This is a genomic window from Butyrivibrio sp. AE2015, from assembly GCF_000420825.1.
In the GTDB taxonomy this organism is placed as follows: Bacteria; Bacillota; Clostridia; order Lachnospirales; family Lachnospiraceae; genus Butyrivibrio.
The window spans coordinates 22,493-42,960 of record NZ_ATVR01000028.1 but is presented as its reverse complement, the minus strand read 5'-3'; the positions used below and the strand labels follow the sequence as shown (position 1 = coordinate 42,960).

The 20,468-nt window shown below is 40.7% G+C and carries 19 protein-coding genes; 2 read left to right on the top strand and 17 right to left on the bottom strand.

Going from position 1 to position 20,468, the window contains the following annotated elements:
• Positions 1-881: 881 nt before the first annotated feature.
• From G585_RS19060 to larB, 14 genes are all read right to left on the bottom strand, one after another.
• On the bottom strand, positions 882-2,429 hold the full coding sequence (locus tag G585_RS19060) for an SH3 domain-containing protein (RefSeq protein ID WP_022775423.1): 1,548 nt from the start codon (positions 2,427-2,429) through the stop codon (positions 882-884).
• Positions 2,426-3,709: a phosphoribosylamine--glycine ligase gene (purD, locus tag G585_RS0112510; protein WP_022775421.1), complete on the bottom strand. Its 1,284-nt coding sequence runs from the start codon at positions 3,707-3,709 to the stop codon at positions 2,426-2,428. Before purD ends, G585_RS19060 begins: the two co-directional genes overlap by 4 nt.
• Positions 3,706-4,350: a phosphoribosylglycinamide formyltransferase gene (gene purN / locus G585_RS0112505; RefSeq protein WP_022775419.1), complete on the bottom strand. Its 645-nt coding sequence runs from the start codon at positions 4,348-4,350 to the stop codon at positions 3,706-3,708. The genes purD and purN overlap by 4 nt, the downstream gene beginning before the upstream one ends.
• Before the next feature lie 25 nt (positions 4,351-4,375).
• Complete coding sequence (gene purM, locus G585_RS0112500; RefSeq protein WP_026663978.1) at positions 4,376-5,401, bottom strand: phosphoribosylformylglycinamidine cyclo-ligase; 1,026 nt, start codon at positions 5,399-5,401, stop codon at positions 4,376-4,378.
• 48 nt (positions 5,402-5,449) lie between these two features.
• On the bottom strand, positions 5,450-5,950 hold the full coding sequence (purE, locus tag G585_RS0112495; RefSeq protein WP_022775416.1) for a 5-(carboxyamino)imidazole ribonucleotide mutase: 501 nt from the start codon (positions 5,948-5,950) through the stop codon (positions 5,450-5,452).
• Between the two features lie 98 nt (positions 5,951-6,048).
• Complete coding sequence (locus tag G585_RS0112490) at positions 6,049-8,145, bottom strand: aminopeptidase (protein ID WP_022775415.1); 2,097 nt, start codon at positions 8,143-8,145, stop codon at positions 6,049-6,051.
• Between the two features lie 3 nt (positions 8,146-8,148).
• On the bottom strand, positions 8,149-8,544 hold the full coding sequence (locus G585_RS0112485) for a DUF6142 family protein (protein WP_242829993.1): 396 nt from the start codon (positions 8,542-8,544) through the stop codon (positions 8,149-8,151).
• Positions 8,516-8,668, bottom strand: a complete 153-nt coding sequence (locus G585_RS19730) for a hypothetical protein (RefSeq protein WP_022775412.1) — start codon at positions 8,666-8,668, stop codon at positions 8,516-8,518. The genes G585_RS0112485 and G585_RS19730 overlap by 29 nt, the downstream gene beginning before the upstream one ends.
• A gap of 35 nt (positions 8,669-8,703) precedes the next feature.
• Complete coding sequence (gene pyrE / locus G585_RS0112475) at positions 8,704-9,381, bottom strand: orotate phosphoribosyltransferase (protein ID WP_022775411.1); 678 nt, start codon at positions 9,379-9,381, stop codon at positions 8,704-8,706.
• Positions 9,382-9,468: 87 nt separating this feature from the next.
• Positions 9,469-10,395 (bottom strand): orotidine-5'-phosphate decarboxylase, encoded by a 927-nt coding sequence (gene pyrF / locus G585_RS0112470; RefSeq protein ID WP_026663975.1) that lies wholly within the window; start codon positions 10,393-10,395, stop codon positions 9,469-9,471.
• A gap of 26 nt (positions 10,396-10,421) precedes the next feature.
• Positions 10,422-11,180, bottom strand: coding sequence for a response regulator (locus G585_RS0112465; RefSeq protein ID WP_022775410.1), 759 nt, complete (start codon positions 11,178-11,180; stop codon positions 10,422-10,424).
• A 29-nt stretch (positions 11,181-11,209) separates the two neighbouring features.
• Positions 11,210-14,227, bottom strand: coding sequence for a response regulator (locus G585_RS19055; protein ID WP_022775408.1), 3,018 nt, complete (start codon positions 14,225-14,227; stop codon positions 11,210-11,212).
• A gap of 20 nt (positions 14,228-14,247) precedes the next feature.
• The gene (locus tag G585_RS0112455; protein WP_022775407.1) at positions 14,248-15,720 is read right to left on the bottom strand and encodes a 4Fe-4S dicluster domain-containing protein; all 1,473 of its coding nucleotides are present in this window, start codon (positions 15,718-15,720) and stop codon (positions 14,248-14,250) included.
• 10 nt (positions 15,721-15,730) lie between these two features.
• Complete coding sequence (gene larB, locus G585_RS0112450; RefSeq protein ID WP_022775405.1) at positions 15,731-16,501, bottom strand: nickel pincer cofactor biosynthesis protein LarB; 771 nt, start codon at positions 16,499-16,501, stop codon at positions 15,731-15,733.
• A gap of 170 nt (positions 16,502-16,671) precedes the next feature.
• Here larB and G585_RS0112445 point away from each other — a divergent pair, with 170 nt between their 5' ends.
• Together G585_RS0112445 and G585_RS0112440 are read left to right on the top strand one after the other, a co-directional pair.
• Positions 16,672-16,866 (top strand): hypothetical protein, encoded by a 195-nt coding sequence (locus tag G585_RS0112445; RefSeq protein WP_022775404.1) that lies wholly within the window; start codon positions 16,672-16,674, stop codon positions 16,864-16,866.
• Positions 16,867-16,896: 30 nt separating this feature from the next.
• Positions 16,897-17,556, top strand: a complete 660-nt coding sequence (locus G585_RS0112440; RefSeq protein WP_022775402.1) for a YczE/YyaS/YitT family protein — start codon at positions 16,897-16,899, stop codon at positions 17,554-17,556.
• A 57-nt stretch (positions 17,557-17,613) separates the two neighbouring features.
• Here the strand turns inward: G585_RS0112440 and G585_RS0112435 are convergent, their stop codons facing one another.
• The 3 genes from G585_RS0112435 to G585_RS0112425 form a co-directional block, all read right to left on the bottom strand.
• Positions 17,614-17,862, bottom strand: coding sequence for a hypothetical protein (locus G585_RS0112435; protein ID WP_022775401.1), 249 nt, complete (start codon positions 17,860-17,862; stop codon positions 17,614-17,616).
• Between the two features lie 194 nt (positions 17,863-18,056).
• Positions 18,057-18,794, bottom strand: a complete 738-nt coding sequence (locus G585_RS0112430) for a hypothetical protein (protein ID WP_022775399.1) — start codon at positions 18,792-18,794, stop codon at positions 18,057-18,059.
• Entirely contained in the window at positions 18,795-20,447 is a 1,653-nt protein-coding gene (locus G585_RS0112425) for a sensor domain-containing phosphodiesterase (protein ID WP_022775398.1), read from the bottom strand.
• Positions 20,448-20,468: the final 21 nt, after the last annotated feature.

Below are 20,468 nucleotides of genomic sequence, written 5' to 3'. Positions count from 1 at the left end.
CATGAAAGTGGGTCTAAAGTGAATTGATATGTGTCCACTCTATAGGTAGTAGTTTAGGTGGCTCGAGTCTTGAAATCGGCCTATATGCCCAATTTCTCTTTTATAAAGACAATATCGGGGTGTCTGGCCTCGCAAAAAACTGCTATATGCCCAAAATAGTAAGAATCAGAGGTGGCTGGAAGCTTTCCAAAGCGCTATATGCCCAAAACGATATTTTTTCTATTATATGGATCGTTATACGGACGGAATGATTTTTATAACAGCGATTTTCTGAGATATAGGATAAAACCTGAATTTCTATCGAAATCCACTTTGATAATACCTATCATGACCAGAAACATGACCTAGGCAAGTGAAAAATGCTAATTAGGTCATGTTTTTAAGTAATAGCATGTAATCCATGCAGGCGTATCCTCGTATGTTACAATAAATCAATTATCACAGTAAAATGAGCATATAGCCCTACACATTCTTGAAAGTAGCCCCCTACTGTTCTCGGAATTTGATCCCGAGGCCCTTGTACCCAGCCACACCGAAGGTGCTTGCCATTGACGGGTTCTGGGGAAAACGCTACAATGCTGGTTCCGACGGTGCGAGATAATCTACTGTTCCCATCATCCTCACCGTCGGCTCGCAGACCAGGGCGTTTTCCTCAGACTCAGTCAATGGTGGCGGACGGAGACACAATCTAAAACTTTTCTAAGAGAATATGAGAGACGACTCAATAGGCTTTAAATTGGGAACTAATCACTAAAGCCGTCCCATTTTCCTACAGAGCCAGCTACTTACGCATATACAAAAACAGAGTGCTTTGGTGTAAGTAAAAACCTACGCCAAAACACTCTCCTAATCCTATCCAAAATGTTACTTATTTCAAAAGATCAATCATCAAGATCAAGGAACTCAAACTCGAAATCGTCATCGTCGCCGATAAAGTTCTTGGCTCTTCGACGAGGTGATTCCTCCTGAACATCATCTCTTCTTGAGACTCTGTCTTCTGCCTCTTCCTGTGCCTGACGGATGCGTCTTGATGCACGTTCCTCAGATCTTCTGGCCATACGCTCGTCACTATCATCTCTTCTTGAGTGTCTTGCCTGTCTGTCATCTTCAGCATTTCTTCTGGCAGCTCTGTCATCTGAATTTCTTTCAGGTCTTACTGTTCTCTCATCATCAGAATTTCTTCTTGATGGTCTGTCAGACCTTGCTGATCTCTCATCTGTAGCTCTTTCATCTCTTGAAGGACGAACTGTTCTTCCTTCGTTTTCTTTTCTTGAAGAGTCTTCTGCATTTCTTCTAAATGATTTGCGAGCAGGTTCTTCATCCTCGTCACCTCTTGCTCTTCTTCTGGCTACAGGAGCATCCTCATCCTCTTCATCTTCTCTTCTTCTCTTATCACTTGATGAATAGCGATCATACTCTTCATCTTCGTCTACATCCTCATAATACAAGGAATCTCTAAGCTTAAGAGCAAGAATGATAAGTGCAACAACAAGTACTGCTATAGCAATGCCAAGAGCGATGATAACGGTCTTGTATGTGCTGGCCTGCTTTGTAAGAGTTGGTACTGACTCAGCTACTTCTATAAGCTGTTTAACCTGTACTCTCTGGCCTTTCTCATAATCATAGAGATACCAAATATCATCTTCATACTTAAGTTCAAAAGAGCCATCGCCTACCTGAGTTGTTGTCTCTTCGGCAGGAGTCTCTGTCTCAGCAGGAGTTTCTGTAGCTTCTCCTTCGCCGCCTTCAGTGCCTTCAGCGTTCTCTCCTTCAGCATTCTCTGCTGTAGCCTCAGCTTCAGCAGGTGCAGCTTCGACAATATTTACAAGATCGCTTCTTACAAAGCCGGTCTTACCATTGTCTCCGTAAGTGATCTGATACCATGTTTTACTATCTGTACCTGTTGCCTCACCTGTGATAGTAACTGTATCACCCTTAGTAAGGTTTCCTACCTGATCATAGCCTGTGCCTGCACCTGAACGAACCTTACAGTTATCAACTGCTGTAGCACTCTTCTGATCTGTAGCTGTTACTGTTGTAGCAGGAAGTGATGCTGCTGCAGCATTTGTCTGGCTTGTTGTGGATGTAGTAGTTGTGGTAGCTGTGCTGCTATCTGTTGATCCGCTCTTTTTAACAAGATCACTTCTTACATATCCGTACTCACTCTTGTTGACTCTGATCTTGTACCAAACATAGCCTGAAGCATCTGTTGCCTCATCTACAATGTCAATCGTATCCCCAATCTTTAAGCTTGAAACCTGGGTTGCCGTAGTACTGGCTGATTCTCTTACCTTTACATTATCCTGGCTGACTGTACCTGTTGTTTCAGTATAGGCCAAAGCCTGAAGACCAGTTCCGGCAAAAATAACCACGCAAGCAATCAGTGAAAGTAGTACGTTGCCAATTCTCTTTCCCTTATTGTTTTTCATTTTACCTCCTTCGCGTCATCGATAGCCTTTCCAATATCATGACGCATATACTTGTTTTCAAAGCTAACCCATTCTGTAGCCTCATAAGCCTTTTTACGGGCCTCTGCAAGTGTATCACCCTTAGCTGTTATGCCAAGAACTCTTCCACCATTTGTGACTATCCCCTCTGAAGTAGCTTTGGTTCCTGCATGGAAGCAGTAGTAGCCTTCTTTGCCCTTGAAATTCTCAAGGCCGGTGATAAGCTTTCCTTTCTCATAGCTGACAGGATAACCTTCGCTTGCAAGGACAACGCATACAGCTGCTTTATCCTCAAATTCAAGGTCTGTTTCAGAAAGTTTACCATCAATACATGCATTAAACACATCTATTATATCAGTTTTAAGTCTTGGAAGCACCACCTGAGCTTCAGGGTCTCCAAATCTTGCATTGTACTCCAAAACCTTTGGCCCATCCTCTGTAAGCATAAGGCCAAAGAAAATAACTCCCTTGAACTCTCTTCCTTCACTGGCCATAGCCTCTACAGTCTTGCCATATATATGCTCGCGGCAGAATTTATCAACCTCTTCTGTATAGAAAGGACTAGGAGAAAAATTACCCATTCCACCGGTATTTAAACCTGTATCGCCATCTCCTGCTCTCTTATGATCCTGCGCAGATGACATAAGCTTATAGGTCTTTCCATCAACAAATGAAAGAACTGATACTTCTCTTCCTGTCATAAATTCTTCGATAACCATATGATTTCCGGCATCTCCGAATTTCTTATCCTGCATGATCTCTTTTACGCCAGCCTCAGCCTCTTCATAGTTCTGGCAGATAAGAACGCCCTTTCCAAGTGCAAGGCCATCAGCCTTAAGAACAATAGGAAACTTCGCATTTTTAAGATATTCGATTGCTTTTTGAGGATCATCAAAAGTCTCATAAGCAGCAGTAGGAATACCATACTTCTTCATGAGGTCTTTTGAAAAAGCCTTACTTCCCTCAAGGATAGCTGCGTTCTTCCTTGGTCCAAATACTCTTAAGCCTTCTGCTTCAAAAGCATCAACAATACCGCCAACCAAAGGATCATCCATACCGATAACAGTAAGATCGATCTCTTTTTCCTTAGCAAAAGCTACAAGCTTGTCAAACTCCATTGGAGTGATAGGAACGCACTCTGCGAGCTCCGCAATACCGCCATTTCCAGGCGCACAATAAATCTTATCAACCTGAGAGCTTCTTGAAACAGCTTCTGCTATAGCGTGCTCTCTTCCGCCTCCACCAACAATCAAAACCTTCATCCTAAAATACTCTCCTCATACCCTTCAATAATGACTTTGCCGTCTGCAACCTTAACCCTGTTATTAGCAATAAGGTCAATAGCAAGAGGCATTATCTTCCATTCAGCCTGTTCCATTATGCGTCTCTGCAGCGACTCCGGAGTATCATCATCTCTCACATAAACTGCCTTCTGCAAAATAATCGGTCCTGTATCTGTTCCTTCATCCACAAAGTGCACGGTGGCACCTGAAACTTTTACGCCTCTCTCAAGGACCTTCTCATGAACCTTAAGTCCATAGTACCCTGTTCCGCAAAAAGAAGGAATAAGTGAAGGATGTATATTGATAATCCTGTTCTTAAACTCTTTTACAACAATCTCAGGAATAACAACAAGGCAGCCTGCAAGGACAATAAGATCCGGCTCAGCATCCTTTAATATCTGCAAAAGAGCTTCATTAAACTCCGCTCTGTTTTCGAACTCCTTAGGGCTCTTTATAACGTAAGGGATACCTGCTTTTTTCGCCCTCTCTATGGCATAAGCATTGGGGTTGTTGCTATACACAAGGCAAATTTCCGTATTTGTGATCTTTCCCTCAGCTATCCCGTCGATGATTGCCTGTAAATTGGTACCTCCTCCGGATACCATGACTGCAATTTTCATATGTACTCCACCACACTCTTATTTGTTATACAAGTTCAACTTTTCTCTCGCCGGCCTTGGTCTCACCTACAACCCAAGCTTTATCTCCTGAAGCTTCAATAGCTTTGAGAGTCTTTTCCACATCGCTTGGATCAACTGCAAGTACCATACCAAGTCCCATGTTGTATGTGTTGTACATCATCTGTTCTTCAATTCCGCCCTTTTTCTGCATAAGTGTGAAAATAGGAGGAATGTCATAGCTGTCTTTTTTAACAACTGCTGTTATGCCTTCAGGAAGCATTCTTGGAATATTCTCGTAGAATCCGCCACCTGTAATATGGCTGCAGCCCTTAACCTTAATTCCGGCATTTTTGATGGACTTCATCATCTTTACATAGATTCTTGTTGGAGTTAATAAAGTCTCTCCAAGAGTTGCACCGAGTTCATCATAATATGTATCAAGGCTTTCTTTTGTCATATCAAAAACCTTACGAACAAGTGAAAATCCGTTGCTGTGTACTCCGCTTGATGCTACACCGATAAGTGTATCACCGGCTTTGATGCTGCTTCCGTCTATCATATCCTTACGATCGACAACACCAACAGCAAATCCTGCTACGTCGTACTCATCTTCTGGCATAAGTCCTGGGTGTTCTGCTGTCTCACCACCGATAAGTGCTGCATCAGACTGTTTGCATCCTTCTGCAACGCCCTTAACAATTGCAGCGATCTTCTCAGGAATGTTTTTGCCACAAGCTATATAGTCAAGGAAAAACAGTGGCTCGCCACCTGCACAGGCAACGTCGTTAACGCACATTGCTACTGCATCAATTCCTATTGTGTCATGTTTATCTAAAAGAAAAGCAAGTTTGATCTTGGTACCAACTCCATCAGTTCCTGATAAAAGAACCGGATCTTCCATGTTCTTTATATCTTTTAAGGAAAATGCTCCTGAGAACCCACCAAGTCCTCCAAGTACTTCAGGTCTCATAGTCTCCTTAACGTAAGCCTTCATAAGCTCCACAGACTTGTAACCTGCCTCGATGTCAACGCCAGCTTTCTTGTAATCCAGTGCCATAATAAAACTCCTCTTTTTCTATATTTTATCTGTAAAAATAAATTAGTAATTCTTGTATCCTACTTCCTGAAGATGCTCATCTTTTTTAACAACGCTGTCCTTCAGTGAAGCTGTATATGCTTTCAATTTATTAAGAAGTTCTGTATCTGATGTAGCCAAGATCTTGGCTGCAAGTATTCCTGCGTTAGCGCCGCCATTTATAGCAACTGTAGCTACAGGGATCCCTGTTGGCATCTGAACAATGCTATATAGAGAATCACGGCCTCCAAGTGAAGTTGTATGCATAGGTATTCCTATAACAGGCATTGGAAAGATTGCTGCGCACATACCCGGAAGGTGTGCTGCCATTCCTGCTCCTGCAATGATTACCTTAAAGCCTTTTTCTTCAGCAGTCTTAGCATATTCAAAGAACTCATCGGGTTCTCTGTGTGCTGAGATGATACGCATCTCATAAGATATTCCGAGTTCTTCGAGAATATCTGCTGCCTTTGCCATTACCGGCATGTCTGAGTCACTACCCATTACAATTCCAACTTGTGCCATATAAATCCTCCATTTTGTCTTTTATATATCTAGTAAACAAAATGTTATTTTTTTGTTTACTATAACATAACACAATATATTGTGCTACATTTTCCTCTTTAACCCTTAATTGGTATGTTGAGCTCTTCTGTACCCGGAAGAACAAATTCTCCGTTTGAAATGATAACGATTCCTTCTCTGTTCTCTTTTACTGCCCTGATCTCTCCAAGTTCATCATATGGAATGGTTATATCAGTATGACAGCTAAAGTAAGCTTTATCCGGATCAGTCTTTCTATTTAAAGAGATCTCGTTATCTCTTGCTATAATGCTCTTTCCATCTGGGTTGTAAGTGATATTGTCTTCTTCGTGGGAATAACATGTATCACCAACGGCAAAATGAGGTCCCGTCTTTTCAGCTATAAGGATTGGTAACTTATCCGCTATAGAATAGTCCCTCGCGATTTGGTATGCAGTTGTATTAGTTCCGATGGCAAACTCTCCAATCGGAAGAGTCTTATGATTAAAAAGAATATTGTCACTAATATACTTTTTATTCTCTTCATCGGATTCAAAGTTTGAACAATTATAATCTTTTATACATCCGTCTTCGAAAGTGATCTCAAGATTCTTAAAGAAAAGTCCCTCGAGATAAACTCCCGATACGTGGAGTGTTCCATTTGTTCCCTTGAGAACAGGCGATGTAAATACCTCTCCAACAGGGATATTGACATCGGCAACACAATTTTCGAAGTTGGTCTCATGAGCCTTGTCTTTTAACTCATGAAGCATGACCTTCATATCTGTTCTGTTGCCGTTCATGCCCTTAACTTCAACGTAAACAGCTTCATCAAGCGCATCTATGATTTTCTGTTGGATATTCTGATACAGCTTGTAATCAAGTGTATTTATCTTAACAACTTCATTGAAGATCTCAGGGAACTTTGGTCCAATTTCAGGAACAGGGAAAGCAATGATAGTAAAGCTTCTTTCCTTTCCTATTATGTATTCGTTCATAATAAGACTGTTCTGGATCTTATAATCACTTAAAAGCTTTTTCTGAGTATCGCTGTAGTGAACAGCATCCTTTTTAGGAACAGGGGCAAATGGCTTTTCTCCAAAGGTCTCAATAACAGCAGGGCCACCAAAAAGCTTTGCTTCCTTTTTATACTTTTCACCAGAAGCTCTCATGGCTTCAAGCCTTCTGGTAACAAGTGCTCCATCAAGATAAAGAGCATCATCATCTTTGTGGTCGTAGTCAAACTGCTTATTGGGAACTGCTCCTGTATATCCTGACCTTCTGGCACTTCCAAGCATTGTAAATACTGACATGTTAGCCCTATAAATACTGGACTTAAGACCAATTTCTTTAAAATTGGAAACAGCTTTTTTTACAATTCTTTCAAAACCAAGCTCATAAACAATAGCCGCAGTTTTCTTGATAGTAATGTCCTTGCCTGTCATGGCAAAGCCTATGCGATACCCTTCTGTATAAGTAGTTGCAAGCTTATCAATTTCTTCCTGCGACAGAGTGTTTAGATGCTCTGCAGTCTTAAGCTCATTGTCTGTAATATACTCTCCGAATTTATATAAATAACGAAGATCAGTAAGATCGCTCTCCATAATGATGTCTCTTGCAAAATCTGACTCAGGAGCCACCATCTGTGCAAATCTTATGCACCTTTCTTCCTCAGCATAGTCGCTGTAAAACCAGTACATTATCTGTCTGATATTTTCATATTCAGGAAGTTTTCCCGCCTCACAGGAAGAAGCAAAAGCTCCATATACTTCCAAAAACAGCTCAGCTCTGATGACCATGTCAAACAGGTTATGCTCAAACGCGCTTGGAATCATCGAGCGGATCTCAAAGTAAAGACTTGATAATATCTTTCCAAAGTCTTCTCCAAGTTTTTGAACAGCTACCTCTGGATTTCCAAAAGAACTGCCATAATTCTCAGGGAGAATATCCTCGTAAAGGGCTTTGTTTCTTTTTCCAAGCTCTTCCATAGAGTCTTTCTCAAGTCCGCCGTCAATCGACCATTTCAGCGTATCGTCCATCATCTCAATAAAGCCTGAAACGGTTCTGAAATACTCGTCAAACTCCGGTCTGCCCAGATTTTCATTTTTTATTTCTTTTATTCTTGAAACTGCAAGCTGATATCTTTCACCGATCATTTCGCTGTCAGTTGTAAATTCGTAGTAAAGTTCCTCACTCATTCTTTATCCCAATCCTAAAACTAAAATAAACACAACAAAAAGGAAGGCTACTAGGTTTAGTGCTATTCCAAGATTTGGAAAAAGTTTGAAAATGTCTTTTTCAAATCTGGATCTGATACCAAGCACCAACCCTATACATGAAAATATCGCCGCAACAAAAGCCGCTGCGGCGTATCTCATAATAGCCTGCCCATCATTTACATATGAAAAATAAACCGAAAGAGAAAGCGCGGTCACAGAGAGTACACCAAGAACAGTAGACATTATCCCCTTTTCAGGATGTCTATTATCTGTAAACATATACCTGTCTCTGACCGGCTCAAGTTTTTTAATCTTTAATCGAAAAGAACTCTTTTTACCCATTTGATACTTAAATAATAACTCTCTTTCTGCTTCCAAGGAGCTTAGCTCCACTTATAATAAGAAGCACCCCGACTGCAATCCCCGCAATAATGGAAATTATGCCAAAGGCTATATTAAGTGCCCCTGTGCCTCCAAGTACCTTATATGTATGTTCGTCCATTTGACCCTCCTCATATTGCCTGCACGCTGCAAAGATTATTTTGCACCGTACTCTGCATAATACTCATCAATAGCTTTCTTGATATCTTTTGTGATAACAACTTCACCATCGATTGGTCTGTTGTACAGATAGCTTACAACATCCTCCATCTTAACAATAGAAGATGCGCTGAAACCATATCTCTCTTTTATCTCATCAAGAGCACTTGCGTCAGAATCCTGACCCTTCTCCTGTCTGTTAAGAGATACCATAAGGCCGACAATATCACAATCTGCCTGCTCCTGAATGATCGGTACAGTCTCTTCAATTGACTTTCCTGATGTTGTAACGTCCTCGATGATAAGAACTCTGTCTCCGTCTCTAAGCTTAGAGCCTAAAAGAATTCCCTTATCGCCGTGGTCCTTGATTTCTTTTCTATTGGAACAATATCTGATCTCTCTTCCATATAGTTCACTGATTGCCATGCTTGTGGCAACAGCAAGTGGAATACCCTTATATGCAGGTCCAAAAAGAACATCGAACTCAAGTCCGAATGTATCATGAATAGCTTTGGCATAGTAGTTACCAAGCTTTTTAAGCTGAGATCCGGTTACATAAGCGCCGGCATTCATAAAGAATGGTGACTTACGTCCACTTTTCAAAGTGAACTCTCCGAACTTAAGAACATTACTGTCAACCATGAATTCTATGAACTCTTCCTTATATCTTTCCATACCCTGGTCTCCTTTGAGCAACATTTTAAGATTACAAAAATCACTAGTAGATTATAACACCTAAGTACTGTATGCACAATTTGCAATTTATCTGTTTGCAAGTGCATCAGCAATATCTTTTTTCATATCAAGAACAGCTGCTCTTGCGGCTTCTCCAACCTTACCATCATTAAACTGCTGATAGTTTTCGCTCTTCCAGGCAGCAATGATTCCACGTGATGAGTTTACAATAGCGCCAAGGCCATCTTTATTAAAGAAATGAACAAGATCTTTTCCTTTTCCGCCCTGAGCACCATATCCCGGAACAAGAATATAAGCATGAGGCATGATCTCTCTTAAGACTTTGCCCTGCTCAGGATATGTAGCCCCAACTACTGCTCCAACATTACTGTATGAGCCATCCATTGAATCAAGTCCCCATTTTTCAACCTGTTCTCCGACAAGCTCATACAAAGGTCTTCCATCAATTATCCTGTCCTGAAACTCTCCGCTTGAAGGATTCGATGTCTTTACAAGTACAAATATGCCCCTGTCTTCAGTATTGCAGACCGAAATAAAAGGCTTCACACCGTCGGAACCAAGATAGGGATTAACAGTAGCAAAATCTTCGTCAAATCCTCTAAATACCTTGTCACCAATCTTGACTGAGCCAAGATGGCCAACAGCGTAAGCCTCTGATGTGGAGCCAATATCTCCTCTTTTTATATCGCCAATTACTAAAAGACCTTTCTCCTTACAGTAATCTACAGTTTTCTTAAATGTAACAAGTCCAGGAAGTCCAAGTTCCTCATACATTGCAATCTGAGGTTTAACTGCCGGAACCAGATCATAAATGTTATCGATGATCTCTTTGTTGAACTGCCAAAAAGCCTCTGCAGCTCCTTCTAAATTCTCACCTTTTTCCTCAAAACATCTCTTTTTTATATTATCGGGAACGAAATTAAGTTTTGGGTCAAGTCCCACAACAATTGGTGCAGATGTCTTTTCAATTCTGTCAATAAGCTTTGATATCATTTGATCATTTCCTTTTTTGTTATTTATCATTTACGGCTTCGTAAGAAGTCGTCGATAGCACCTGTAAGCTTTTCTTTGGGCATAGACTTAAGAAGGTATTTCTCAGGTTTGAGATTAACTACCTTCATAACGCTTTCCTTATCATCTTTTGCTGTAAGGAAAATAACAGGAGTATGTTTGAGTTTGGAATTACCCCTGATCTCTTTGAGCACCTCAGGTCCACTCATAACCGGCATTTCATAATCCAAAAGGATAAGATCCACAGGATTCTGAGCCAGGAAAGAAAGTGCGATCTTACCTGAACTTGCCATGTAAACATGATACTTGACAGACAGCCATGTTTTCATCATTCTGAGCATGGTACCGTCATCATCTATAATAAGAATCTTTTTTCTTAAACTCTCATCAACTGCGCTGTATTCTACCACAGAGTCGAGATGTTCCGCAAGAAGCTTTACATCCAAAGGTCTAAGATATGTTTCCTGAACCTTCTCTTTGGCAATATAATTAAGAGCAAGAGTCAGCTCATCTCTGTTTCCGATAAGATAAAGCATGAAACGCTCCGTATCAATAGCTTCATTAAGATATTTGAAAAGGCTCACGTCGTCCATGGTCATGTCGCCCAGGTACAGAAGATAGATGCTTGGCTTATCTTCTACTTCCTTTATTGCTCTTTCATATGGCGCAACACTTATAACTTCATAATCTTCTTTCTGAAGACCTACAACAATGGCATTAACCATGAAACTCTTGGTATGTCCAATCAGGAATACTTTCTTTTCCATATCAGTTCCTTTCGATTTTCCGCTTTCTATTACAGTATATTCAAAAGACCATCTCTGTCAACCGCTCCCATAAGGCGCTTAATTTCGCTATGTTTTGAAGCATACTCCTGTGGGATACGGTAATCTTCAAGCATTTTCATTATGTCGTCAGCACTGTCAAAATATGATGCAGAAACAAATTCTTTTATGGAAGCATAGGCACTCTCAAGCTCAGAGGCATCTATTTCAGGCTTATCATTATCTTCTTCCTGCGTAAGTGAAGAAAGCTTTACGTTATAACTTCTATAAAGTTCCAAAAGCTCCGGAGTCAGTTTCTTTATCTCTTCAACATTTTCATCATTTCCGCACTGTTCAAGATACTCAGCCTGATCAGCCAGATCTATGGCTCCTATTGCACGGGCCGAGCTCTTAAGGCCATGGACATAGATCGTATAATTCTTGATATTTCCCTCAGCCTCATATTTCTCAATAAGACGGGATCTTTCATCAATTGCAAGTTTAAAGTCTTTCATTACTTCTAATGCAACATCAGGAGAGCCACACCTTGCAATAGCTGTTTCTATATCTACGCCGCTAACCTTCAGGATATCCTGCATAGCCTCTTTATCTGTCTCTTTTTCTTCTTCCTCGTTCGAAACAAAGTCTTTGTCACCGGGTCTTGAGACCTTAAAGGACGGCAGATAACTCATTATCATATCTTCAAGTTTGATAGGATCTACAGGTTTGGACATGTAGTTAGTGAAGCCTTCCTTGAAATACATCTCTCTGGATCCGGATACAGCATTGGCCGTAAGCGCAATTACAGGCGTCTTCTTATTGAGATTCCCGCTAAGCTCCTCCATTGCATGGAAGGTCTGGATACCATCCATTTCAGGCATTCTGTGATCCAAAAAGATAATGTCATATCTGTTTTTAGTTACAAGATCAAGGGCTTCCATTCCACTGGTTGCAGTATCAACAACTATCTGCGTCTTTTTTAATAGTCCCTCTACAACGGTGAGATTAGTCTTTGTATCATCAACAACAAGGATCTTGGCGTCAGGTGCGTGGAAGGTTTCATGGTAATCATGCGCATCCTTGACCGCCTCGTTATAGGCTTCACTGAAATTACCAATAGGTTCCGCATCTACTACTTTTTGAACTATGGCAAAAGAAAATTCGGATCCTTTTCCATACTGGCTTTTAACCTCAAGTTTGGAATCCATAAGTGATAAAAGACTGTTCACAATATTGATTCCAAGACCTGAACCTTCTATTGTCCTGTTTCTCTTTTCATCAATTCTTTCGAAAGCTCCTGAGAGTTTATCGATGTCTTCTTCTCTGATACCAATACCTGTGTCAGTTACTTTTACTTCCAAAAGGATCTTGTTTTCTTCATAAGCCTCTTCCGGACTTTCTGCCTCTATGTTCTTATAAGTAATATCGATGGTGACGCTTCCCACTTCTGTATACTTAATAGCATTTGTAACTATATTGATGATGCACTGCTTTATACGTACCTCATCGCCATAAAGAACATGAGGGATTTCCTCTTCAACATTCACGATCAGCTCAAGATTTTTATCTTCAGCTCTGACCCTCGCCATATTCACAACGTCATTGATGAGTGACCTGAGTTCGTACTCAACCGGGATTATCTCCAGCTTTCCGGCTTCTATCTTGGAAAAATCAAGGACATCATTAATAAGCGCCAAAAGAGTCTTACCTGAACTCTGAATGTCTTTTGCATACTGAATCACAGTGCTGTCATTGGACTCTCTGAGTATCATCTCATCAAAGCCAAGAACTGCATTAATAGGAGTTCTGATCTCATGGGATATGTTTGAAAGGAACCGCGATTTAGCCTCATTGGCGCTCTTTTCGATATTCAGCTGGTCTTCTATATTCTGCCTTGTTTTTACAAGCTCAATGTATTCCATCAATCTGTATATAGTCAGGTCTACAGCGTGGTATAATTCCTCAATTTCATCGCCGGTGCTTATATGCAGATCATGAACTTCCTTCACATTCGCATTAATATCGATATCATTGGAGTTATAGATTTCCGTGACAGCCTTGGATAAACTCCTTATAGGTCTTGCGATTCTGCGCTGGGCATATCTGTTAACAAATACCGCAAGCGGAATTACTATAATCGAGATAAGCATGGCAAGCTTCACACCAAAGGCTGTACTTCCAAGCTGATATCCATTAGTCTCAAGTTCCTCCGTGCTGGCTATAACATCATCCATCATAGTGATACTTACTCTGCTCTCAAGCATTTCTGCATTGGAAACATCACTCCAACTGCTATCGATAGCAGAGTTTTCCGCAGTATCCTCGATGGATTTCACTTTCATTGTAGGTATAAGCGTATTCGATGCAAGTTCCGCGGAAAGACCAAGAACAATGGCTTCGAACACGATAATCTGCATGACTACCGCGCCAATCTTGGATTTTCCTTCAACCTCGTATCTCTCATCTTCATCAAGAATTGAAGCATCCACGTAATACTTTCCATTTCCAAGCTTTAACTTTTTTTCTGTGGGCAGGAACCTAAAAAATGCATACACGATAAGACACCCGATAAAACACCCCGGCGCCTCGTTCATAAAGAAATATATATGCGTAAATCCTGAAAAATCTGCCAGATTCTTTCCTGCCAAAAGGAAAAGGATGATTCCCCAGAAATTACCTGTAAGAATTTGCAAAAACACCGATGTTAATAAAGTTTTTGGAATATTAGAAAAGAATTTCCTTCTGGCGAGCATATCTGTCACACAGCAGACCAAAAGGTAAATAAAACATAGATAAGAAAAGCTGCTATAAGCAATTGATTTATAGATAAACACAACAAGCACACTGATCATTCCGGGCACAGCCCCTCCAAGGGCTGTAACCAGAAGAATCGGTATGTATTTGAAAATATAGTAAACACCGGCAACGACCTGATTCATATCGTCAACGTACAGTATCTGTCTGTTGTAAAGTATCGTAAAAAACGATGCTAAAACAATCATGAAAAGGTCTATCAGTACTTTTTCCGGAATCTTCCTATTTTTTTTCATAAAAGCCTCTAAAGTCTGTATCACATGTGTCCATCACGATGCATAGAGAACTTATCCATCGGATAGTTTTTCAGGTTCTCCAAAACTTTTCTGTCATCTGCTTTTGAAAGCAGTGTCTCTCTGGCCTTAGTAATCTCCGTATATTGTTTATGTCTCGACGGGCCGCCTACACATCCTCCCGGGCAAACCATTCCTTCAACGAAATCTTCAGGAAGCTTGCCGACCTTCAAAAGAGTAAGTGCTTTTTTACATTCAGCACCGCCTGCTGCCCTGAGAAGCTTTAACTGTGAAGTATCTACTCCTCGCTCCTGCATGCACTCTATAACCGCATTCGCTACGCCGCCGCTTGTGGCAAATCTCTTTCCCCAGATAGATGATTCCTGATATTCATCAGAAACAGGCTCAAATTTAACATCTTTTGATCTCATGAGAGCTCTCAGCTCACCATATGTAACTACATAATCAGCATTCCCAGGTACTGATTTATCCTGCGCTTCAGATTTTTTAGCTATACAAGGTCCCACAAATACTGTCACGCATCCGGGTCTTGTTGCCTTTAAATATCTTGAGATGGCGCACATAGGAGAAACTGTGCTGGACATATTGTCCCTGTACTGATCAGGGAAGTGCTTTTTAAGCATATTTATAAATGCAGGACAACAGGAGGTTGTCATTTTGTGTCCTTTTTCAAAAGCTTCCGTCCACTCCTCAGACTCGTAAGCAGCTGTCATATCTCCGCCAAGTCCAACCTCAACCATATCGGCAAAGCCAATCTTTTTGAGGCCTTCTTTGATGGATGCCATGCTGATATCTTCACCAAACTGACCTTCTGTCGCCGGGGCACACATAGCAATTACTTCCTTGCCTGCCTTTATCTCTTTTATGATATCAACCAGGAAAGTCTTACTGCCTATGGCTGCGAAAGGACAGCTGTGAATGCAGTGACCGCACTGGATGCATTTATCTTCATCAATCTTGCAGTAGCCATATTCATCGTATGTAATGGCGCCTACCGGGCATGCCTTCTTACATGGTCTTTCAAGATGCACGATCGCGTTATAAGGACAGGCATTAGCGCACATTCCGCACTCTTTACACTTGGCCGGGTCAATGTGCATATGAGTATCACCAGGTGTTATGGCTCCAAACTTACACGAATTTATACACGCTTTTCCCATACAGAATCTGCAGTTATCAGTAACAGAATATGCTGAAATAGGACACTCATCACAAGCCGGATCAATTACCTGAACTATGTTCTCAGAATCCGGATTGTATGACGGATTCTTGGCCTGAGCCAGTCTTATACGCTGTCTTACAATCTCTCTTTCCTTGTAGACGCAGCATCTATAAGATGGCTTAGGTCCGGGAATGATCTTAAGGATAAGCTCCTCAATGTGTTCAGGATCATTTTTCCCATCCCATTCAAGTCTGCAGACCTGCTCCATAATATTGTGCTTAAAGCGATTCATACTTTCGTCATTTGTAACCATAATAATCCCCTCATTTCTTATTGATCATGCTTGCCAGATACCCTGCGCCAAATCCGTTGTCTATATTGACAACACTTACTCCACTGGCGCATGAATTGAGCATAGATAAAAGAGCTGCAAGTCCGCCGAAAGCTGCTCCGTAGCCTACACTTGTAGGAACAGCAATAACCGGGCAGTCTGCCAGTCCGCCCACAACGCTTGCAAGTGCGCCCTCCATTCCTGCAATAGCAATAATGACATTGGCGCTCATAATATGCTCCATGCTCTCTTTATTTATAAGTCGGTGTATTCCTGCCACACCAACATCATAAAGCCTTACTACATTATTTCCCAGAAATTCCGCTGTCCTGGCGGCTTCTTCCGCAACAGGCATATCGCTTGTTCCACCCGTTGCAACAACTATTTTTCCAACTGCCTTGGATTCATCAGGCATTTGGCCTGCTATGCCAATTTTGCTGAGCTCATCATAGTTAAGCTCAAGTTCGTCGTCTTTTTTGTTCTGTAAAAAGAAATCCTTTGCCTCCACAGACATTCTCGTGATAAGAACACTTTTTTGCCCGTGAGATAGAAGTTTTTTGGTTATCTCCAGGATCTGGTCAGGAGTCTTGCCCTGTCCATATATGACTTCAGGTGCTCCCTGCCGTAAACCTCTGTGAAAATCAGGCTTTGCAAACCCCATATCCTCAAATGGCGCTTCTTTTAGCTTAAGTAGCGCATCATCTATCGATCTTTCGCCCTTTTTAACAGATTCCAAAAGCTCCTTTATAGCTTTTTCGTCCATTTTTATTCTCCTTAGATTGCCTGTCAGGGCATACTTTCCATTTATAATATTCTACCATAATAAGAGTATAAATAATTATAAAAGAATCATGAACTACCAAGTGCTGTTATGAACCTAAAATTATGATATAATCAGTTTCGCATTTTCGTTTTATATAAGGGAGGGTCTATATGAATATTCATCTTTGTAAAGGTGACGAAACACTGGATCAGGCACTGGAATACATCAATGAGCACGACAGCGAAGGAAGAAAATACACTTTCGATAAGAATGCTGACAGATGTTACATAGGGGATGAAGCCTTTGTGAGCGCACCTGTTCTCATAAATTATAAAAATACATATTATGCTTTGCACGAAGTGTAAAAACTAATAAAAAAGTAAAAGGAAAGAATAATGAACACTATCAAGAATGCTATCAAAGAATATTTTACTCAAAAAGACTTCAAAAAGCGCCTCATTTTAATGCTTGTCGGCGTTTTTCTCATGGGATTTTTTCTATCCTTTCTCATCGAAGTCGACCTGGGAACAGACCCTTGCACATTTATGAATCTTACCATTTCAAGGCGCCTTGGAATTCTTCTTGGAACCTGGCAGCTTGCACTTAACACAGTTCTTTTCATATTCGTCATAATTTGGGGAAGAAAATATATTGGACTTGGAACCATTGCAAACATGGTTTTTGTAGGATACATAGCTGACTTTTTCTGTTTTGTATGGAGCAAAGCAATCCCTGAAAAATACTTTACTTTTTTCCCTTCAAGAGCTCTTATTTTTGTAATTGCCCTATTTTGTTTCATCGTCGCCGTATCGTTTTATATCAACGCCGCCATGGGAGTTGCCCCATACGATGCAATGCCTCAGATTATATCTGACAAAGTATTAAAAAAGGTGAAGTTCACCTACATAAGAATGGCATACGACTTTTTGGTCATCATTGTAGGAGTCTTATTTGGTGGCACACCAAACATAGGAATCATCCTTATGGCGCTGTTCCTTGGCCCCGTCATAACAGTCGTAGGTAAAAAACTAAACGACTACATTTTTCATCTTTAATTTAAGAAAAATATAGAGCTGTGAATGATTTCTCATTTCACAGCTCTTTTTATCTCATTATGCTCTGATCTTTACAAAAGCCACCGGCTTTTTCTCTTCAACATGCTCTGTTCTACGAACCAGGTCAGTTGTGTGAACCGTGTACTCTGATTCCTCTTCCTCATCGAACATGTTTCCTGAGCCCAGCATATCAAGCGCCTTAAACTTGCCGTATGATAAGTTCTGCTCCTTTGCCTTGATCGCATCAGTCATAATTGCAATGCAACTCTGGCTCATGCCTGTTTTTGTCTTTGCGGAACGTCTCATTATTAAATTCCTCCATCTCATAAGAAAATTTTTTTCATCAGATGAAACGGCGTGTAAAGTAACTTTTTCAGGCCCCTCAACCTATTGTATCTCTACACCAATTTTTCATCTAATGGGTACATTATATACCATGCCCTTATAAAATGGTAGACGCTTTACTGTTTTAAAATATTAAAATTTTATGAAATAAAATTTCATCTTTGTACTTTAATCCGATCATCTCCGGCCAGATAATTAAGCAGAGCCTGCCTTGCATGCTCTTTATCGGTGGCCTCTACACTTACCAAAAACTGATATGTATGCTTCTTACGTCCCTCCATCTGACTAAGTCTCTCAGCCTCTGCGATGGATTTGTCCCTGGTGTCTTCGCTTGTCATCTCCATTATGTCGTTGATGGCAAATGTCTTAAATATCTCTTTGTATTTTTCATCAGTAAGATACTTGTCAATAAGCGCTATAGTGTTTCCAAGGTTTAAGTATGCTCCGTGAAGAAAGCTCTCCATGTCAAGGATCTCACCATTTTTATTGCTGGTCTCTTCATCCCAGGAAAGCTCCTTACTCATGATCTCTTCTGTCTTATCCATGTTTGCTTTTTGCCAATCCATAACATACCACTTCCAGATCTGAAGACGTCTTCTGTTTACGTCCTCATCACTAAGCTCAGCCATTTTCTGAACAGCATGTCTTACGCCTCTTGAAATGAGCGCATCATTGGAATTGGCTATTTCATATTTGCGGCTCTGTACCTCTGCCTTTTTTACCGTATTTTCAATTTTCAGTCCCAGTTCCCCATCCGATATACGTATGAGAAAAAGAGAATAATCTCCATGACGTGCGATCACAACAGGTCTTTCAACAAGAATAGTATCCTTAAACTCGTTAAATGACTTGAGAACATCATCATTTTGAATATAACGAAAGGTTCTGCTCATTTAATTCCTCTTTTCAAGGTATTGTTCCTTAAATTTATCAATTCTGCAGGGTCTTCCCAATAGGTAGCCCATCATCTCTGATATAGGATAGCTTTTGGCTATTCCTAAAGTCTCCTCATCTTCTATCCCCGTGTAGCAGGTTCTTATCCCAAGCCTGTGGGTAAAAGAAGTGATTGCCTCCACCATGTACCTGGTAGTAAGATTTCCGGCTATTCCGCCAGTCACTGCAGGTACAAGGTTTACCAGATCAATTGGTAAATGTCTTACATAATCCAGAGAAGCAAAGTCAGAAACATCAAGTCCCACCTTTATTCCACATGATTTCAAAAACTCTATCTGGCTCTTTAAATGTTCCATTCCGAGCTGTCTGCTACTCTGTGCCATTTCAAGACATAAACCTGTAGCAGGATAACTTATTTTCCTCAAAATTTCAATAAGGGTAGTTCTGAAATCCGACCTCTCAAGCTGCATAAATGCAAGGTTTACGCACAAATAAAAATCTTTTTTTTCTTTTCTGATCTCTATGGCATCCTTAAGAGCATTTTCTAATATCCAGTTCCCAAGTGTATAAAATACGCTATCCTGTTCAAGCCATGGCAAAAACTCTGCCGGCGAAACCTCACCAAATGGCTCTTTTTTCCACCTGAGAAAAACTTCCATACCAACAAGCTTATCCTCTGTAACAGAAAATATAGGTTGGTATTCCAGATGAAAGCCTTCAAATCCGTTCAAGATGCAATTTCTGACTGTATCCACAAGTTCTATGCTGCTTTTATTATTATCAAGCTGATCATTGTGGAAAATTATCAGATTTCCATGTCTCTGGGTCTTGGAATAATCAAGGGCATATTTGGCACTGATATAGATTGAATGTTCATCTATGTCAAAATCTGTCGAGATTATGGCTCCGCCGCCCAGTTCTGCTCCTATTCTTTTTCCCTCAAGACTTAAGTTCTCTCGGGTAAAAAGTCTGAGCCTTCCATAAAGCTTTTTTATCTCATCTATGTTCATGGTTTCACTAATAAGGGCCATGATCGTTCCTTCGCCCCTATAAGCTTTACCCATATTCTCAGATTCCTGTTTAAGCTTTACTGCAAGCGCCCTCAAAATGTTATTGCCGCGCATGTAGCCATATTTTCTGTTTACATCAGCAAAATCAATGAAGTTTATCATCAATATGATATACTCTTTTTTCTGAGTCTTAAGGCTTCTCATGTGGTTGAGCATCTCATATTGATTAGGCAAAAGAGTTATCGGGTCATTGTTGTCAACTATACCTTTATTTATGATGGAGCAAGCATAAAACACAGGTTTTCCTGCATAGTCTTTTATGACCACTCCTCTGCAGGAGCAGACTACAAATTCTCCGTTGCGGTTTTTAGCTCTGTACTCAATATTGGGTTCAACCTTTTCTCCTGCAAAAGCCGCATTTATATACTCGTTGTATTTATCTTTGTCATCCCCATGGATTCTGGTCTCCCAGACACTTGCTGCATTATAGATATATTCTCCTGCAAGTCCAAAGTATTCAACCGCATTTTTGGACCACCTCGCTATGTTTCTCGACATGTCATACACATAAACATAGCGGCTTCTGGATGTTACAGCAAAAGTGTCAAAGATCCTGTTTATGGTGTCGTATGTTCCTCCCATTTTGGTCTATCCCCCGTATGC

Excerpts from the sequence above, each read along its gene's own strand:
- G585_RS19060 (WP_022775423.1), bottom strand. The coding sequence starts at position 2,429 with ATGAAAAACAATAAGGGAAAGAGAATTGGCAACGTACTACTTTCACTG.
- purD (WP_022775421.1), bottom strand. The coding sequence starts at position 3,709 with ATGAAGGTTTTGATTGTTGGTGGAGGCGGAAGAGAGCACGCTATAGCA.
- purN (WP_022775419.1), bottom strand. The coding sequence starts at position 4,350 with ATGAAAATTGCAGTCATGGTATCCGGAGGAGGTACCAATTTACAGGCA.
- purE (WP_022775416.1), bottom strand. The coding sequence starts at position 5,950 with ATGGCACAAGTTGGAATTGTAATGGGTAGTGACTCAGACATGCCGGTA.
- G585_RS0112490 (WP_022775415.1), bottom strand. The coding sequence starts at position 8,145 with ATGAGTGAGGAACTTTACTACGAATTTACAACTGACAGCGAAATGATC.
- G585_RS19730 (WP_022775412.1), bottom strand. The coding sequence starts at position 8,668 with ATGGACGAACATACATATAAGGTACTTGGAGGCACAGGGGCACTTAAT.
- pyrE (WP_022775411.1), bottom strand. The coding sequence starts at position 9,381 with ATGGAAAGATATAAGGAAGAGTTCATAGAATTCATGGTTGACAGTAAT.
- pyrF (WP_026663975.1), bottom strand. The coding sequence starts at position 10,395 with ATGATATCAAAGCTTATTGACAGAATTGAAAAGACATCTGCACCAATT.
- G585_RS0112465 (WP_022775410.1), bottom strand. The coding sequence starts at position 11,180 with ATGGAAAAGAAAGTATTCCTGATTGGACATACCAAGAGTTTCATGGTT.
- G585_RS19055 (WP_022775408.1), bottom strand. The coding sequence starts at position 14,227 with ATGAAAAAAAATAGGAAGATTCCGGAAAAAGTACTGATAGACCTTTTC.
- G585_RS0112455 (WP_022775407.1), bottom strand. The coding sequence starts at position 15,720 with ATGGTTACAAATGACGAAAGTATGAATCGCTTTAAGCACAATATTATG.
- larB (WP_022775405.1), bottom strand. The coding sequence starts at position 16,501 with ATGGACGAAAAAGCTATAAAGGAGCTTTTGGAATCTGTTAAAAAGGGC.
- G585_RS0112445 (WP_022775404.1), top strand. The coding sequence starts at position 16,672 with ATGAATATTCATCTTTGTAAAGGTGACGAAACACTGGATCAGGCACTG.
- G585_RS0112440 (WP_022775402.1), top strand. The coding sequence starts at position 16,897 with ATGAACACTATCAAGAATGCTATCAAAGAATATTTTACTCAAAAAGAC.
- G585_RS0112435 (WP_022775401.1), bottom strand. The coding sequence starts at position 17,862 with ATGAGACGTTCCGCAAAGACAAAAACAGGCATGAGCCAGAGTTGCATT.
- G585_RS0112430 (WP_022775399.1), bottom strand. The coding sequence starts at position 18,794 with ATGAGCAGAACCTTTCGTTATATTCAAAATGATGATGTTCTCAAGTCA.
- G585_RS0112425 (WP_022775398.1), bottom strand. The coding sequence starts at position 20,447 with ATGGGAGGAACATACGACACCATAAACAGGATCTTTGACACTTTTGCT.